General features: G+C 73.6%; 14 protein-coding genes. 4 read left to right on the forward strand and 10 right to left on the reverse strand.

The window, feature by feature from the left end; all coding sequences use genetic code 11:
* The first annotated feature begins 81 nt into the window (after nucleotides 1-81).
* Nucleotides 82-1,143, forward strand: coding sequence for an alpha/beta fold hydrolase (locus tag ACK8OX_RS08785; protein WP_430663615.1), 1,062 nt, complete (start codon nucleotides 82-84; stop codon nucleotides 1,141-1,143).
* Between the two features lie 12 nt (nucleotides 1,144-1,155).
* On the opposite strand, the gene ACK8OX_RS08790 is transcribed toward ACK8OX_RS08785, so the two are convergent.
* Together ACK8OX_RS08790 and ACK8OX_RS08795 are read right to left on the reverse strand one after the other, a co-directional pair.
* Complete coding sequence (locus tag ACK8OX_RS08790; protein WP_430663616.1) at nucleotides 1,156-1,776, reverse strand: GAF domain-containing protein; 621 nt, start codon at nucleotides 1,774-1,776, stop codon at nucleotides 1,156-1,158.
* Nucleotides 1,773-2,807 carry a TRAP transporter substrate-binding protein gene (locus ACK8OX_RS08795; RefSeq protein WP_430663617.1) on the reverse strand — a complete coding sequence of 345 codons (1,035 nt, stop codon included), beginning with the start codon at nucleotides 2,805-2,807 and terminating at the stop codon, nucleotides 1,773-1,775. The genes ACK8OX_RS08790 and ACK8OX_RS08795 overlap by 4 nt, the downstream gene beginning before the upstream one ends.
* Before the next feature lie 85 nt (nucleotides 2,808-2,892).
* Here ACK8OX_RS08795 and ACK8OX_RS08800 point away from each other — a divergent pair, with 85 nt between their 5' ends.
* From ACK8OX_RS08800 to ACK8OX_RS08810, 3 genes are read left to right on the forward strand one after another with little or no spacing between them, the layout of a single operon-like run.
* Complete coding sequence (locus ACK8OX_RS08800; RefSeq protein ID WP_430663618.1) at nucleotides 2,893-4,923, forward strand: TRAP transporter large permease subunit; 2,031 nt, start codon at nucleotides 2,893-2,895, stop codon at nucleotides 4,921-4,923.
* Nucleotides 4,924-4,974: 51 nt separating this feature from the next.
* Entirely contained in the window at nucleotides 4,975-5,499 is a 525-nt protein-coding gene (locus tag ACK8OX_RS08805; protein ID WP_430663619.1) for a DUF1003 domain-containing protein, read from the forward strand.
* The gene (locus ACK8OX_RS08810; RefSeq protein WP_430663620.1) at nucleotides 5,496-6,419 is read left to right on the forward strand and encodes a glycosyltransferase family 9 protein; all 924 of its coding nucleotides are present in this window, start codon (nucleotides 5,496-5,498) and stop codon (nucleotides 6,417-6,419) included. The genes ACK8OX_RS08805 and ACK8OX_RS08810 overlap by 4 nt, the downstream gene beginning before the upstream one ends.
* On the opposite strand, the gene ACK8OX_RS08815 is transcribed toward ACK8OX_RS08810, so the two are convergent.
* Genes ACK8OX_RS08815 through ACK8OX_RS08850 form a run of 8 tightly spaced genes read right to left on the reverse strand, consistent with a single transcriptional unit; the run spans nucleotide 6,373 to nucleotide 15,317 of the window.
* The gene (locus ACK8OX_RS08815) at nucleotides 6,373-7,437 is read right to left on the reverse strand and encodes a UDP-glucuronic acid decarboxylase family protein (protein WP_430663622.1); all 1,065 of its coding nucleotides are present in this window, start codon (nucleotides 7,435-7,437) and stop codon (nucleotides 6,373-6,375) included. The genes ACK8OX_RS08810 and ACK8OX_RS08815 overlap by 47 nt on opposite strands.
* The gene (locus ACK8OX_RS08820; RefSeq protein WP_430663623.1) at nucleotides 7,434-8,567 is read right to left on the reverse strand and encodes a CgeB family protein; all 1,134 of its coding nucleotides are present in this window, start codon (nucleotides 8,565-8,567) and stop codon (nucleotides 7,434-7,436) included. Before ACK8OX_RS08820 ends, ACK8OX_RS08815 begins: the two co-directional genes overlap by 4 nt.
* Nucleotides 8,564-9,658, reverse strand: coding sequence for a CgeB family protein (locus tag ACK8OX_RS08825; RefSeq protein ID WP_430663624.1), 1,095 nt, complete (start codon nucleotides 9,656-9,658; stop codon nucleotides 8,564-8,566). The genes ACK8OX_RS08820 and ACK8OX_RS08825 overlap by 4 nt, the downstream gene beginning before the upstream one ends.
* Nucleotides 9,655-10,767 (reverse strand): CgeB family protein, encoded by a 1,113-nt coding sequence (locus ACK8OX_RS08830; protein ID WP_430663625.1) that lies wholly within the window; start codon nucleotides 10,765-10,767, stop codon nucleotides 9,655-9,657. The genes ACK8OX_RS08825 and ACK8OX_RS08830 overlap by 4 nt, the downstream gene beginning before the upstream one ends.
* Nucleotides 10,764-11,882: a glycosyltransferase family 4 protein gene (locus tag ACK8OX_RS08835; protein ID WP_430663626.1), complete on the reverse strand. Its 1,119-nt coding sequence runs from the start codon at nucleotides 11,880-11,882 to the stop codon at nucleotides 10,764-10,766. The genes ACK8OX_RS08830 and ACK8OX_RS08835 overlap by 4 nt, the downstream gene beginning before the upstream one ends.
* Nucleotides 11,870-13,159: a TIGR04295 family B12-binding domain-containing radical SAM protein gene (locus ACK8OX_RS08840; RefSeq protein ID WP_430663627.1), complete on the reverse strand. Its 1,290-nt coding sequence runs from the start codon at nucleotides 13,157-13,159 to the stop codon at nucleotides 11,870-11,872. The genes ACK8OX_RS08835 and ACK8OX_RS08840 overlap by 13 nt, the downstream gene beginning before the upstream one ends.
* On the reverse strand, nucleotides 13,156-14,217 hold the full coding sequence (locus ACK8OX_RS08845) for an SDR family NAD(P)-dependent oxidoreductase (protein ID WP_430663628.1): 1,062 nt from the start codon (nucleotides 14,215-14,217) through the stop codon (nucleotides 13,156-13,158). Before ACK8OX_RS08845 ends, ACK8OX_RS08840 begins: the two co-directional genes overlap by 4 nt.
* Entirely contained in the window at nucleotides 14,214-15,317 is a 1,104-nt protein-coding gene (locus ACK8OX_RS08850; protein ID WP_430663629.1) for an NAD-dependent epimerase/dehydratase family protein, read from the reverse strand. Before ACK8OX_RS08850 ends, ACK8OX_RS08845 begins: the two co-directional genes overlap by 4 nt.
* Nucleotides 15,318-15,330: the final 13 nt, after the last annotated feature.

A 15,330-nucleotide genomic window follows, 5' to 3' on the forward strand; every position in this document is an offset into this window, starting at 1 on the left:
CCCGCCGGGGGGCGCTGGCGCCGGCATGCATCGCTCCGCTACGCTCCCCCGCGGGACCGATGGCTCAGGGGAGGAACGCGCGTGACGGGAACCGTGATGCCGCGGCGTGCCGCGGTTGCCAGCCTGCTTGCCCTGGCCGCCGCCCCGGCGCTGGCGCAGGACGCGCCGACCCCGCGGGAGGCGAGCTGGATCGCGCGGGACTTCCGCTTCCACACCGGCGAGGTGATGGCGGAACTGCGGATCGGCTACACCACGCTCGGCGATCCGTCCGGCATCCCGGTGCTGATCCTGCACGGCACGGGGGGATCGGCCGCCAACATGCTGGCGCCGGCCTTCGCGGGCCCGCTGTTCGGCCCGGGCCGGCCGCTCGATGCCGCGCGGCACTTCATCATCATCCCCGACGCCATCGGCACGGGGCGGTCCAGCAAGCCGTCCGACGGGCTGCGCGCCGCCTTCCCGCGATACAACTACGACGACATGGTGCTGGCGCAGTGGCGCCTGGTGACGGAAGGGCTCGGCATCCGCCGGCTGCGGCTGGTGCTCGGCAATTCCATGGGGGGCATGCATGCCTGGCTGTGGGGCGTGACGCATCCCGACATGATGGACGCCATCGTGCCGATGGCGGCCCAGCCCACCGAGATGTCGGCCCGCAACTGGATGCTGCGCCGGCTGATGGTGGAAAGCATCCGCCGCGACCCCGCCTATCGCGACGGCAACTACGCCGAACAGCCGCCCTCGCTGCGGACGGCCAACGTGTTCTACGCGACAGCGACGAATGGCGGCACGCTGAACCTGCAGTCCATCGCCGCCACCCGCGCCGCCGCCGACCGGCTGGTGGAACAGCGCATCAATGCGGCGCCGCCGGCGGATGCCAACGACTTCATCTGGCAATGGGACAGCTCGCGCGACTACAACCCGGCGCCGCGGCTGGACGCCATCAAGGCCGCCGTGCTGGCGATCAACGCCGCCGATGACGAACGCAACCCGCCCGAGACCGGGCTGATGCAGGCGGCGATGGCGCGCATCCCGCGCGGGCGGCTGCTGCTGATCCCGGCGAGCGCCGAGACGCTCGGCCACGGCACCACCGGCAATGCCCGCTTCTGGGCGGAGGAGCTGCGCGCCTTCCTGACCGAGGTCAGGTAGCCGCGCGCGGCTTCAGCCCGGCCCGTCCAGCCCTTCGCGGTCCACGCGGAAGGCATCCGGCGGGTCGGCATTGGCGGCCAGCCAGGCCGGCCCGCCATGGGCGATCCAGCAGCCCGCCGCGATGCGCGACGCCGCGACCAGGATCGCCAGGTCCGCCTTCCGCATCGTCCAGCGCGCCTGCGCCGCCATGATGAGCTGGCCGTGGAACTCGCCCCTCCACATGATCGGCGCGAAGATGGTGGACCCCATGCGCGACGTCTTCAGGTACTGCCGGAAGGTGCCGTGGTCGTCCGTGTTCTCCAGCAGCAGCTTGCTGCGGTTGGCGTAAACCCAGCCCGGATGGCCGCCGTCGATCGGCACCATCAGCCGCCGCTGCTCCGGCGGGAAGCCGATGCTGCCGACCAGCATGTGGTGGCGCCGGTCGGGCGTGACGAAGAAGGCGCCGGCGACGAAATACTGCCGCTCCCCCGGCTTCAGCGCGCCCGGCGTCAGATGCGCGTCGCGGTCGCCGAGCAGGCCGTGGCAGCCGCGCGCGAGCGCGGCCATCGCCTCCTCCGGCCCTGCCGCGTCCAGCGCCTCCGTCCCGGCCGTCTCCAGCATGGAGAGGCCGGCCGCCATCAGCTGATCGGTCATCCGCGCGCCTTCAGCTCCTCGATCCGGCGCACCAGCGCGCGGCCGTCGTTGCCGGCGCGTTCGCAGCGCTGGTACCAGTTGTCGAACACCGCTTCCACGTTCGGCTGCGCGAAGAGCCGCGCGAGTTCCTCGGGCGGCGCCACGTAGTGCTGCATGCCGGAGGCGGTGAGCCGCGCGATCGCAGCCGCGCTGAACGGCGCGTGGTTGGCGAAGTGCTCGTCCTCCACCTTGCGGAATTCCGCCTGCACCACCGGCTTCAGCGCATCCGGCAGGCGGTTCCAGACATTCTGGTTCACCACCAGCGACCAGGGCACGATGGTGCCGATCCGCCAGGTGGAGAAGTGCTGCGCCACGTTGTGGAAGCCGAAGCCGCCGGCGGTGCCGACCGAGGTCATCACCAGGTCCACGATGCCGCGCTGCAGCGCTGGCACGATCTCGCCGAAGGGCACCGGCGTCGGCGCCGCGCCCAGCCGCTGCATCAGCGCGCCCGCCTCGGTGTTGTGGACGCGGACCTTCTTCCCGTTGAAGTCGCCCACCACGCGCAGCGGCGCGCGGGAGATGATGCACTGGTCCTCGAACACCCCGGTGGCGAGGTGGATGCTGCGGTATCGGCCGCGCCAGACCGCCGACATCTCCTCCCTCAGCAGCGGGTCGAGCATGCGCTGGTACTGCGCCACATCGGTCAGCAGGCCGGGCAGGTGGCCGAAATTCATGTAGGGCGCCTCGGCGCTCAGCCAGGGCGTGACGGCGAAGCTGCCGTCGAGCCTGCCGTCCCGCACCGCCGCGGGCTGTTCGGGGCCGGCGACCAGCGTGTCGTACAGCTCGATCGTCAGGCGCCCGCCGGTGGCCTGCGCGATGCGCTGCGGCACCGGGCGCAGCGTCTCCACGTACGAACTCCCGGTGGCGTTCACGAAGCCGATGTTCCAGCGGACCGACGCCTGCGCGCGGACGAGGCCCGGGGCGCCGAGCGTCCCGCCCGCGGCGAGGGAAAGGGCCAGCACCTGCCGGCGGGTCGGCGCCATCCTGCGCATCACGCTCTCCCCCTTGTCATTGTCCGGACAAATCTTCACGCTCGCCGCCACGGCCTGTCAAGCGCGAGAGACGGAGCGACCCCGGATGTCGTCACAGCCTGCCGCGGCATCCGCGGCGGAACGCGCCGCGACGGCGGTCGCGCGGATCCTCCTGGTCGTCGCCGCGCTCGGCGTGGCGGCGATGACGGCCTCCACCGTCTGGGACGTGGTGGTGCGCTACCTGTTCAATGCGCCGACCGTCTGGGCGACGGAGCTGAGCACCTACTTCCTGATCGCCACCATCTTCCTCGGCGCGGGCTGGGCGCATCTGGCGGATGCGAATGTCCGGGTGGAGCTGGTGCTGAACATGCTGCGGCCCGGCCCGCGTCGCGACCTGGAGCTTGCGACCGCCTGGGTCGGGCTGCTGGTCGTGCTGCTGGCCGCCTGGCAGTCGGCGCTGATGGTCGTCTCGGACTACGAGAACGGGGCGCGCGTCTTCTCGCTGCTGCTGACGCCGACCTGGATGCCGAAGCTGCCCATCGCCATCGGCCTCGGCGGGCTGGTCCTGGCGCTGCTGGTGGAGATCGAGCGGCTTTCGGCCGGCGTCTCGGCCTGGCGGCGCATCCTGCCCCATGGGCTGGTCGCCGCGCTGGCCCTGCTGCTGCTGGCCTTCGGGCGGGACGTGCCGGACTCCGGCCTCGGCCGCATCGACCTGGGCAGCCTGCTGGCGCTGGCCGTGGTGCTGGGCGGCGCCTTCCTCGGCGGGGTCCGCGCGGGGCTGCTGACGGCGGCGATCCTGCTCGGCGGGATCGCGACCTTCGCGCTGGGGCGCGACCTCGGCGCGGGGACGGTGACGCTGCTGCTGTTCGCCGCCATCGCGGTGTTCCTGGCCATCGGGCTGCGGATCGCCTTCGCGCTGGCCGTCGTCGGCATCCTGGCGATCTACCTGCTGCTGCCCGCGCCCTTCCCGATGACCATCGCGGAACGCACCTGGTCGGGGGTCAATTCCTTCTCGCTCACCGCCGTGCCGCTCTATGTGCTGATGGGGGCGCTGCTGGTGCGGTCGCGGCTGTCGGACGAGCTGTTCGTGGTGATGGCGAAGCTGCTGGCGCCGCTGCCGGGGGGGCTGGCGCATGCGGCCACCGCGGGCTGCGGCATCTTCGCGGCCGTCTCCGGCTCCTCCGTCGCCACCGCCGCCACGGTCGGGTCCGTCGCCTGCCCGGAGATGACGCGGCGCGGCTACAGCCCGGCGCTCGCCTACGGGTCGGTCGCGGCGGGCGGCACGCTCGGCATCCTGATCCCGCCGAGCGTGCCGATGATCATCTACGCGACCACCGTCGGCGTCTCGATCGTGGAGCTGTTCCTGGCCGGCATCCTGCCGGGGCTGCTGATGATGGGGCTGTTCATGGCCGTCATCCTGGGCTGGGCCTGGCTGCGGCCGGGCGCCGCGCCGCGGCTGACGCGCGCGCAGCAGCCGCCGCTGAGACGTGCGGGGCTGGTCGATTCCGCGCTCGTGCTGCTGCTGATCGCGATGGTCATCACCTCGCTCTACGCCGGCATCGCCACCGCGTCGGAGACGGGGGCGGTGGGCGCGGCGGCGGCGCTGCTGGCCTGCGCCCTGCGCGGCAGGCTGGGCCGCGCGATGCTGTGGGCCTGCCTGGTGGAGACGGTGGTCGTCACCTCCTTCATCTTCCTGATCGTCGTCGGCGCCAACATCATCACCTACGGCTTCGACTTCCTGAAGGTGTCGCAGCAGGTGATGTCGCTGGCGGCGGTCGCGGGGCTGGACCGCTGGGTGGTCTTCCTGCTGATCGTGGCCGTCTACGTCATCCTCGGCATGTTCCTCGATTCCATCTCCATGCTGGTGCTGACGCTGCCGGTGGTCTTCCCGCTGTCGCAGTCGCTGGGCTTCGACCCGATCTGGATGGGCGTGATCCTGGTGATCATGGCGGAGGTCGGGCTCATCACTCCGCCGGTCGGGATGAACCTCTTCGTGCTGCAGGGCATCGGCAAGGGCGTCCCGATCCGCACCATCGCGGCCGGCGCGATGCCCTTCCTGGGCGCGATGCTGGCGACGGTGGCACTGCTCTGCCTCTGGCCATCCATCGCGCTGGTGCTGCCGGCGGCTCTCAGGTAGCGCGGCACCGCCGCGCCCCGGCGCGCGTTACGCCCGGCCAGGAGAGCTCCCATGTCGGACCAGCCAGCCCCGCGCGCCGCCCGCAACATCGACGAGATCATCCGTCGCGAGGAGGAGGAGGCGCGGCGGCGCCCGCCGTCCAGCCGCGTCGCGGACCTGGTCGCGGGCTTCGCGGGCCACCCCTCCTTCATCCTGGCGCATGCGGCGCTGATCGCCGCCTGGGCGGCGCTGAACCTCGGCGCGGTGCCCGGCATCGAGCCCTTCGACCCCTGGCCCTTCGGGCTGCTCGGCGGCTTCTTCTCGCTGGAAGGCGTGCTGCTGGCGGCCTTCGTGCTGATGAAGCAGAACCGCATGGCGGCGCGGGACGAGGAACGCGCGCATCTCGACCTGCAGGTGAGCCTGCTGGCCGAGCAGGAGGTGACGAAGGTGATCCAGATGCTGGACCGCATCAGCCACGCGCTGCGGATCGAGGACCAGGTGGTGGACGAGGAATCGAGGGAGTTCGGCCAGCAGACCGCGGTCGGCAACCTCGCGCAGCACCTGCATGACCGGCTCCACCCCGGGGAGGAGGCGTGAGCGCCGCCGAGGATCCCGGCGCGGCCTGGATGCGCCACATGCGCCGCGGCGCGTGGGAGGAGGCGTGGCGCATCGGCGACGCCGCCCTTGCCCGCCCGCGGGACTGGACGCTGCCGCGGCATCTCCAGGCGGTGTGGGACGGGTCGCCGGTGGCGGGGCGGCGCGTGCTGGTGCGGTGCTACCACGGGCTCGGCGACACCATCCAGTTCATCCGCTTCGTCCCGGCGCTGCGCGCCATGGCGGTGGAGGTCGCGACCTGGGCGCAGCCGGCGCTGATCCCGCTGCTGCGCACCATGCCCGGCATCGGCCCGCTGCTGCCGCTGCATGACGGCGCGCCCGATGGCGGGCACGACCTCGACGTCGAAGTGATGGAGCTGGCGCATCTGCTGCGCGTCACGCCCGCGGCGCTGCCCGCTTGCGTGCCCTACTTCCACCCGCCGCGCCGCGCCCTGCCGCCGGGCGCGCTGCATGTCGGCCTGGTGTGGCAGGCGGGCGATTGGGATCCGTCCCGCACCGTGCCGCCGGCGCTGCTCGCCCCCCTCGCGGACATTCCCGGGGTCGCGCTGCACATCCTCCAGCGCGGCCCGGCGCTGGCGGACTGGCCGGCGGAGGCCGGCACGGTGGATGGCAGCGACGACGTGCTGGAGGCCGCGTCGCTGGTCGCCGCGCTCGACCTCGTCGTCAGCGTCGATTCCATGCCCGCGCACCTGGCCGGCGCGCTCGGGCGGCCGGTCTGGACGCTGCTGCGCCACGATGCCGACTGGCGCTGGATGGAAGGGCGCGACGACAGCCCCTGGTATCCGACCATGCGCCTGTTCCGCCAGGCGCGCCCCGGCGACTGGGCCGGCGTGGCGGCGCGGGTGGCGGCCGCGCTCAGCCGCCTCGCCGCGCGAGTTCCGGGTGGCGCGCCAGCCCGATGACGACCGGCACGGCGTCGTCATTGGCGGGCGCGGGCACATTCGCCTCCCAGCGCCCTTCCTCGGCGAACCAGGCGATGGTGGATTTCAGCCCGGCATCGAGGTCCACCCGCGGCTGCCAGCCCAGCAGCCGCCGCGCGAGCGAGATGTCGGGCCGCCGCCGCCGCGGGTCGTCCACCGGCAGCGGCCGCCGCACGACGGCAGAGCGCGAGCCGGTCATCGCCACCACCCGCTCCACCAGTTCCGCCACGTTCAGCTCGACCGGGTTGCCGAGGTTCACCGCGCTCGGCGGCGGCGGGTCGAGCCGGCACAGCCGCGCCAGCCCGTCCACCAGGTCGTCCACGTAGCAGAAGGACCGCGTCTGCGTGCCGTCGCCATAGATGGTGATGTCGTCGCCGGCCAGCGCCTGCGTCACCACGTTGGACACCACGCGCCCGTCATCGGCGCGCATCCGCGGGCCGTAGGTGTTGAAGATGCGCGCCACCCGCACCTCCGCCCGGCCGGCGCGCTGGTAGTCGAAGCTCAGAGTCTCCGCCGCGCGCTTGCCCTCGTCGTAGCAGGCGCGGGGGCCGGTGGGGTTGACGTGGCCCCAGTAGTCCTCGCGCTGCGGATGCACCTCCGGGTCGCCATAGACCTCGCTGGTGGAAGCCAGCAGGAAGCGCGCGCCCTTCGCCTCGGCCAGCCGCAGCAGGTTGCGGGTGCCGAGGACGCAGGTGAGCATCGTGTGCTCGGGGTCGGCCTGGTAGTGCGGGGGGGACGCCGCGCAGGCCAGGTTGTAGATCGCGTCGATGTGCAGCGGCCCGGCGAGGAGCCGTGCCGGCAGCGGGTCCGCGATGTCGGCCTCCAGCACGTCGACGCGCGGGTCGCGCTCCAGGTGGCGAAGGTTCTGCCGCCGCCCGGTCTGGAAGTTGTCGAGGCAGATCACCTGCGCGCCGTCCGCCGCCAGCAGGTCGCACAGGTGCGAGCCCAGGAATCCCGCGCCGCCTGCGACGACGACGGTCTTTCGCTTGCCGTTCCTCACAGCGACACCCTCTCCTCTGCCCTGGCCGACCGCGACGCGCCGGCCGGGTGGCGGTGATGCGCCATCGCCGCCCGCAGGTGGCGTTCGAGTTCGGCGGCCCGGTGGGCCGCGGTGTGGGCGGCCAGCACGCGCGCGCGCGCCGCCCGCCCGATGCGCCGGCCCCGGTCCGGCCCGGCATCCCGCAGCACGGCCAGCACCTGCTCCGGCGTCGTCGCCAGCAGGATCTCCTCCTCCGGCCGGAACAGCGTCTCGATTCCGTCCCAGACGTCGGAGATCACCGGCGTGCCGCAGGCGCCGGCCTCGAACAGCCGCACGCTCGGGCTCCAGCCCGCGCGCACCATGTCGGCGCGGGTGACGTTCAGCGTGAAGCGGCTGGCGGCGTAGAAGGCGGGATGGTCGGCCGGGCCCACATGCTCCAGCCGCTCCACATTGGCAGGCCAGTCGATTCCTGCCGGATACTGCGCGCCCGCCACCACGAAGCGCAGCCCGGGCGCGCGGCGCGCGGGCTCGATCAGCAGGCGTTCCAGCACCGGCTGCCGGTCCGGGCTGTAGGTGCCGAGATAGGAGAGGTCCCAGCGCGGCGCCACGCCAGGCACCGGCCGGTACTGCGCGGCGTCGGCCGAGCAGTACAGCACCTCCGCCGCCGGCGCGCCCCAGCGCAGCCGCAGCAGGTCCAGCACCGGCCCGCCGGTGAAGGAGAGGTAGACGTCGTAGCCCGGGATGACCGCGGGGGAGACGTATTCGTGGTCGCCCCGGTCGAGCTTCGCCAGCGTGACCGGCGTGTCGATGTCGTAGAAGGCGGTTGCGCCGCGCGCCGTGCGCTGCACGAACTGCCCCACGGCCACGCCTTCCGGCACGTAGGAGCCGACCAGCACGGCATCCGCCGCCGCGATCTCGCCCTGCCAGCGCGCCAGGTCGCCAAGGTCGCGGTAGAATTCCAGCCGGCACCAGGGCGGGTCCGCCAGGTCGCGCGCCGAGGCGTACCAGGGCACGTCGCGTTCCAGGAAGGTCACGGCATGGCCGCGCGCCGCGAAGGCGCGCAGCAGCGCGCGGTAGGTGGTGGCATGCCCGTTGCCCCAGGCCGAGGACAGGCTGAGCCCGAGCACGACGAGCTTCATCGGCGCGCTCATGCCGCCGCCCTCTCGCGCCTGCGGGCCGCTTCCTCGCGCAGCAGCGCATCCACCTCGGCGCCGCGCCGGGCATAGGTATGCTCGGCCAGGATGCGCGCCCGCGCGGCGTCGCCGATGGCCCGCGCGCGTTCCGGCGTCAGCGCCGCCAGGTGCGCCGCCACGTCGGCGCCGTCGCGCGCCGACAGCACCTCCTCGCCCTCGCGCAGGAACATCTCCAGCCCGACCCAGGCATCGGTGATGAGGCAGGCGCCCGCGCCCGCCGCCTCGAACACCCGCGTCGCGGGGGAGAAGCCGACCTGCGCCATGCTGTCGCGCGCGATGTTCAGCACGGCGAGCGGCGTGGTGTTGAAGGCGTTGTGCTCCCGCGTGCCGACATGGCCGAGCTGGCGCACATTCGCCGGCATCGGCTTGTCGTGCCAGCCATTGCCGCCGATCAGGAAGCCGCGTCCGGGCAGCATCGCCGCGGGGCGCAGGAAGAACTCCTCCACCCTTGCCTCCCGGTCCGGCAGGCGGTTGCCGAGGAATGAGAGGTCGGCGGCGAAGCGCGGATCGGCCGGCGCGGGGTGGTGGGTCGAGGGGTCGAGCGCGTTGTAGACCGGCACGCAGCGCCGCGCGCCGAACGCCTCATACGCCTCCACCACCGGCGGCCCGCCGCCATAGGTCAGCACGAGGTCGAGCCCAGGCAGCGCGGCATGCAGCGGGTGGTCCGGCGCGGCGCGCAGCTCCGCCAGCGTCGCCGGCGCGTCCACGTCCCAGAAGATGCGGATGGCGTCGGGCCGGGCCTCCGCCATGACGCCCCGCAGCAGCTCCGCGTCGTAGACGCCGACGCCGCTGGCCTTCACCACCACATCCGCCTCCCCCGCGCGGGCCAGCGCGGCGCGCAGCCCTTCCCCGGTCGCGGGCCAGACATTCACCTCCGCCCAGTCCGGCGGGTCCATGTCGCGGTGCTGCTGCCGGCCGAAGGCGTCCGGCTCATGGAAGGTCACGCGGTGGCCGCGCCGCGCGAGGTCGCTCAGCAGGCCGCGGTAGTAGGTGGCGGCGCCGTTCCAGTAGGAGGACAGCAGGCTCGATCCGTAGAAGGCGATCCTCATGCGGCCTGCTCCGGCTGGTGGGTGGCGTGCAGCGTGGCGAGGATGCGCAGCAGCTCGTCCACGCGGTGCGTGCAGGAATGCCGGGCGCGGATGGTGGCGAGCCCGCTGGCCGAGAGCTGCGCCCGCAGGTCCGGGTCGTCGCGCAGCGCGCGCAGGTGGCGCGTCATCTCCGCGCCGTCGCGCGCCACCAGGTAGTCCTCGCCCGGGCGGAACAGGCCCTCCGCGTCGTCCCAGGGCGCGCAGGCCAGCGGGATGCCGCAGGCCAGCGCCTCGAACACGCGGATGGTGGGGATGCCGGGCAGCGCCCGCACGTAGAAGCGCCGCGGGACATGCACGGTGGCCAGGTGCCGCGCGAAGACCCCCGGCGCCGCCGCATTCGCCAGCCAGCCGCGGTGCCGCGCGCCGTGGGCGCGGAGCGTCGCCAGCGCCTCCTCCGGATAGCGCACGCCGTGGATGTCGAGCGGGAGGCCCGCCTCGGCGGCGGGGCGCAGCAGGAAGGCCTCCAGCTCCTCGCCGCGCTCGCCGTCGCCCCAGTTGCCGATCCAGACCAGGCCGTCGCGATGGCCTTCCCGCACCGGCGGGCGGAACAGCCGCGTATCCGCCGCCTCGTGCCAGGTGAAGACGCGCGCACCCCAGCCCCAGCGGCGATAGACCTCGGACAGTGCCTCGCCGAAGGCCAGCACACCGTCGTAGCCGTCGAGGTCGAAGGCGCGGATCGCCTGCGGGTCGCTGACCGCGCGGTGATGCGTGTCGTGGAACAGCAGCGTGAAGCGCGCGCCACGCCGCCGCATCCGGCCGAGCGCCGCGACCACCCAGGGGTCGCTCCATTCATGCACGACCACCACCTCGGCGTCCTCGACCAGCGGCGCCAGGTCGGCCTCATCGGCATAGCGGCGCGAGGACAGTTCGGGATAGGCCTGGCGGTACTCCACCAGCCCCGCCTCGCCATGGTCGCGCAGCAGGTTCGCAAGACTCCAGGCGCCCTCCGGCTCGGCCGCCGTCACCTCATGCCCGCGCGCCAGCAGGTCGCGCAGGACGCCGCGCAGGAAATGCGCGTTGCCGTGGTTCCAGCAGGAGGAAAGGGAATGGGTGAACCAGACGAACCTCACGCGGCTTCCCTTCCTGAACGAGGCCCGACCCGCGCGAGGAGCCGGCGGTGGATGCGGTGCACGCCATCGGCCATCGCATCCGGGCCGTGGCGGCAGGCTCGTTCCCGGGCTGCAACGCGGAGTTCCGCGCGGCGTTCCCGGTCCCGCAACAGCCCCCCGATCGCCTGCGCGAAGCCAACGTCGTCGCCGGGCGGCACGAAGACCGCCGCGCGGTCCCACAGCTCGCGGAAGGTCGGGATGTCCGACAGCACCAGGGCGCAGCCGGCCTGCGCGGCTTCGAGCACCGCGAGGCCGAAGGGCTCGTATCGCGCGGCGGAGACGAAGACGGGGCCGCGCGCCAGTTCCGCCCGCAGCGCCGCGTCGTCGAGCGTGCCGAGCAGGCGCAGATGCGCCAGCGGCACCGCCGCGCCGTTCGGGCCCCGCACCGGGCCCGCCGCCAGGACCGGCGCATCCAACCGCGCCGCCGCGCGGTCCAGCGTCACGAGGTCCTTGCCCTCGTCCCAGAGCCGCCCGGCGGTGAAGGCGAAGGCGCCGTCCGCGTGGGCCGGCACGCCGCCCGCGCGGCCGTTCGGCACCACCTCGGGCGGCCGCGCCAGCGCATGGGCGCGCCGCGTCGCCTCGGCGAAGGCGTGCGTCGGCGCGACCAGCGCATCGGCCGCCGCATAGCCGCGCGACAGCAGCGCGGTCCGCCATGCGAAATCCGCCGGCAGCGGCCCGCCGCGCACCGCCTCCCACCAGGTCGCCAGGCAGGAATGGCAGGCGCCGAGCACCGGCACGCCGAAGTGCGCCACGGCCAGCGCCGGGCTGTTGAGATGCACGAGATCGACGCCGAGCGCCGCCGCGCGCGCCGCGACCGCCTGCCCCGCCGCCTCCACCTCCGCCGGCGTCCCCGCCAGCCAGTCGAGCGGCAGGCCCGTGACTTCGAGCGCGAGGCCCGGCACGGCGGCGGCCGCGGCGCGCTGCGCCGCGTCCGGCGCGGGGCCGAGCACGGCGAGCGTGGTCCGCACGCCGCGCGCCGCCAACCCGCGCGCGAGGTCGAGCGCATAGCCCCACACGCCGCCCACCGCATCCGCGGTCATCAGGATGTGCCGGGGCGCGCCGGTCACGCCGCGCACGCGGCCTCCAGCGCGTCCAGCGCCAGGGGGCGCTCCTCCTGGATGTCGGAGAAGCCGGTGAACTGCGCGAGGTAATGCGCATGCGCGCGTTCCCAGGCGCGGTCGTCCGGCTCGCCCCACAGCCGGCGGTAGTCGGGCGAGGACGGGTAGGGATAGAGCGGCACGGGGTCGTTCGCCCAGACGCCGCCGGCCTGCAGCTTCGCCCGCCAGGCCGCCACCAGCGCCTCGTCGTCGCCGCTCATCTCGATGAGGTTGGCCTGCACGAAGGGCACGAAGCGGCGCGCATGCAGCAGCCGCTCCGCCAGCTCGTCCGTGGTCATCCGGCAGTTCTTGTCGAGCGCGGCGCGGCCTTCCACCGTCAGGCTCTCCACCCCCGCCTCGATCGAGACGCAGCCGGCGCGGCCCAGCAGCTCCAGCATCTCCGGCTTCCACAGGTCGATGCGGGTCTGCATGCCGAACTGCAGCCCGCGCCCGACCAGCGCCTCCAGCAGCGCCTTCTGGGGCAGGAAGATCTCGTCGATGAAATACAGGTACCCGACCCCCTGCGCGCGCAGCCCGTCGATCTCCTCGATCAGGAGCGCGAGGTCGCGGCGGCGGTACTTGTCGCGGAAGTCGATCTTCGCGCAGAAGGTGCAGTTGTAGGGACACCCGCGGGAGGCCTCGACCTCCGCCCCCGGCACGTCCGGGCGGCTGTCGAAGCGGTGGTGGTGGTGGCGGTGCCGCAGCACCCATTCGGAGGGCCAGCGCAGCGCGGGCAGCTTCGTGAACTCGCCGGCATGCGGCGCGCCGGTGACGCGGATCTCCGCGCCGTCGCGATAGGCGATGGCCGGCACCCGCGACAGGTCGCCGGCGGCGGCGAGCATCGCCACCACCTCCTCGCATTCGCCGCGCACCACCACGTCGCAGCCCAGCTTCCGCAGCGCCGCGGCGGGCGTGACGGACCCGTGCGGCCCGACCGCCACCACCCGCCCGCCGCGGCCGCCGAGCGCGGCGACGAAGGCGCGCGGTACGCGCAGCTCCGGCTGGGCGCAGCGCCAGAACAGGTAGGTCGGCGCCGTCGCCACCACCGTCATCGCCGGCGCGAAGGACGCCACCTGCGCCGCCGCGTCGTCATTGGCGATGCCGCAGAGATGCGCGTCCAGCAGCAGCACCTCGTGCCCCGCCGCTTCCAGCAGCGCGCGGGAATAGCCGAGTTCCAGCGGCAGGTGCGGCTCTCGGCAGCCGAAATAGATGCTGCCAGCGAAGTCCCAGGGCGGGTTGACCAGCGCGACCCTCATGGCAGCACCAGCGCAGCATCGGCGTGCAGCCCCCGCGCCTCCCTCAGCCAGACGGCCAGGTCGCGCAGCCCGTCGCGCCAGCCGCGCGGCGCGGCGAGGCCGAGTTCCGCCGTCGCCCGCCGCGTGTCGGAGACGTACCATCGCTGGTCGCCGGCGCGCCAGTCGTCGTGCCGCAGCTCCACCCGCCGCCCGGCGATCGCCTCGATCTCGCGCAGCACCTGACGCAGGCTGACCGCGTTGGCCGGCCCGCCGCCGAGGTTGAAGGCCTGGCCGGAGACGCGGCCGATGCGCCGCCATGCGGCGACCCAGGCCGCCACCGCGTCCTCCACATGCAGCACGTCGCGCACCTGGAAGCCGTCGCCGAAGATGCTGATCGGCTCGCCCCGCAGCGCGCGGATCAGGAAATGCGCGACCCAGCCCTGGTCCTCGGTGCCCATCTGGTGCGGGCCGTAGATGCAGCTCATCCGCATCACCACGCCGGGCACGCCGAAGCTGCGGGCGTAGTCCAGCACATACTGGTCCGCCGCGCCCTTCGAACAGCCATAGGGCGTGTGGAAGTCGAGCGGCCGCGTCTCCGCCACGCCCGCGCCGCGCAGCGCCGCATCCTCCGGCACCCAGGTTTCGCCCCGGCGTTCCATCGCGACGTCGACGAGGTTGCCATACACCTTGTTCGTGCTGGCGAAGACCACCGGGCAGGGCCCGCCGGGGCGGGTGCGGATCGCCTCCAGCAGGGCGAAGGTGCCGGCGAGGTTGACGCCGAAATCCTCCGCCGGGTCGGTCATGCTGGTGGTGACGGCGACCTGCGCCGCCAGGTGGAAGGCCGCCTCCGCCCCCGCCACCGCCGTGCGGAGCGCCGCAGCGTCGCGGATGTCGGCGCGGACCGGGACGATGCGCGCGCCGTGGCGGCGCTGCAGCCAGGCGAGGTTCGCCTCCACCCCCGGGCGCTTCAGCGCGTCGTAGACCACCACGTCGTGCCCGGCGGCGGCGAGGTGGTCGGCGAGGTTCGCGCCGATGAAGCCGGCGCCGCCGGTGACCAGGACCCGTCCCGCCGCCGTCACGCCACCAGCCCCCGCGCCTCGAGCTCCCTGCGCGCCTGCTGCACGCGGTCCTCCGCCTGCTGCCGCGCCACCCATTCGGCCAGCTCCGCCAGCCCGTCGCGGAAGTCCCGCGCGGCGGCGTAGCCCAGCCGCGACCGGGCCAGCGACAGGTCCGGGATGCAATGGCGGATGTCGCCCGCGCGCGCCTTGTCGGTGATCTCCGGCGCGATGCCCGGGCGGCCCATCGCCTCGGCCAGCAGGGTCGCCACCTGCCGCACGTTGCGGAATTCCCCGCTGCCGATGTTGAACACGCCGCCCGCCGCCTGCGGATGGTCGAGCGCGAGGAGGAAGGCGCGGGCCACGTCGTCCACATGCACGAAGTCGCGCATCTGCTCGCCATCCTCGAAGATCATCGGCGGCTGGCCGTTGTGCAGCCGCGCCGCGAAGATCGCGAGCACGCCGGTATAGGGGTTGGACAGCGCCTGCCCGGGCCCGTAGGCGTTCCACAGCCGCAGCGCGACGCCTTCCATCCCGTAGGCGGGGGCGAGCGTCAGCGTCAGGCGTTCCTGGACATACTTGGTGATGGCGTAGACCGAGGCGAGCGCCGGCCGCTTGCCCTCCGGCGTCGGCACCGGCTTCAGCGGCCGCCCCTGCGCGTCCAGCGGGTCCCAGGGCTTGCCGGGGCGGCGGGTGATCTCCTCGTGCAGCGTCCCGTCCTCGCCGCGGTACAGCCCCTCGCCGTAGATGCTCATCGAGGAAGCGACGACGACGCGCTTCACCGGCCTGTCGATCAGCGCCTGGAACAGCACCGCCGTGCCGTGGTCGTTGACCGAGACGTAGCGGTCCACCGCATACATGCTCTGCCCGACGCCGACCTCGGCCGCGAGGTGGACCACCTTGTCCACCCCGGCCAGCGCGCCGCGCAGCACCGCCTCGTCGCGCACGTCGCCGACGATAAGCTCCGCCTCCGCATCCAGGTCGCGCGGGCGGGCGGCGTCGCCGTGCACCTGCGGGATCAGGCTGTCCAGGATGCGGACGCGGCGGCCGTCCTGCAGCAGCAGCCGCGTCAGGTGGCGGCCGATGAATCCGGCTCCGCCGGTGACCAGGATCCGCTCCGTCACGCCGTGTCCCCTC

Origin of the sequence: Falsiroseomonas sp. CW058 (assembly GCF_050563535.1) — a bacterium.
Lineage (GTDB): Bacteria > Pseudomonadota > Alphaproteobacteria > Acetobacterales > Acetobacteraceae > Falsiroseomonas.

Coding starts and splice junctions, on each gene's coding strand:
- ACK8OX_RS08790 (WP_430663616.1), bottom strand. CDS start 1,776: ATGACCGATCAGCTGATGGCGGCCGGCCTCTCCATGCTGGAGACGGCC.
- ACK8OX_RS08795 (WP_430663617.1), bottom strand. CDS start 2,807: ATGCGCAGGATGGCGCCGACCCGCCGGCAGGTGCTGGCCCTTTCCCTC.
- ACK8OX_RS08800 (WP_430663618.1), top strand. CDS start 2,893: ATGTCGTCACAGCCTGCCGCGGCATCCGCGGCGGAACGCGCCGCGACG.
- ACK8OX_RS08805 (WP_430663619.1), top strand. CDS start 4,975: ATGTCGGACCAGCCAGCCCCGCGCGCCGCCCGCAACATCGACGAGATC.
- ACK8OX_RS08820 (WP_430663623.1), bottom strand. CDS start 8,567: ATGAGCGCGCCGATGAAGCTCGTCGTGCTCGGGCTCAGCCTGTCCTCG.
- ACK8OX_RS08825 (WP_430663624.1), bottom strand. CDS start 9,658: ATGAGGATCGCCTTCTACGGATCGAGCCTGCTGTCCTCCTACTGGAAC.
- ACK8OX_RS08840 (WP_430663627.1), bottom strand. CDS start 13,159: ATGAGGGTCGCGCTGGTCAACCCGCCCTGGGACTTCGCTGGCAGCATC.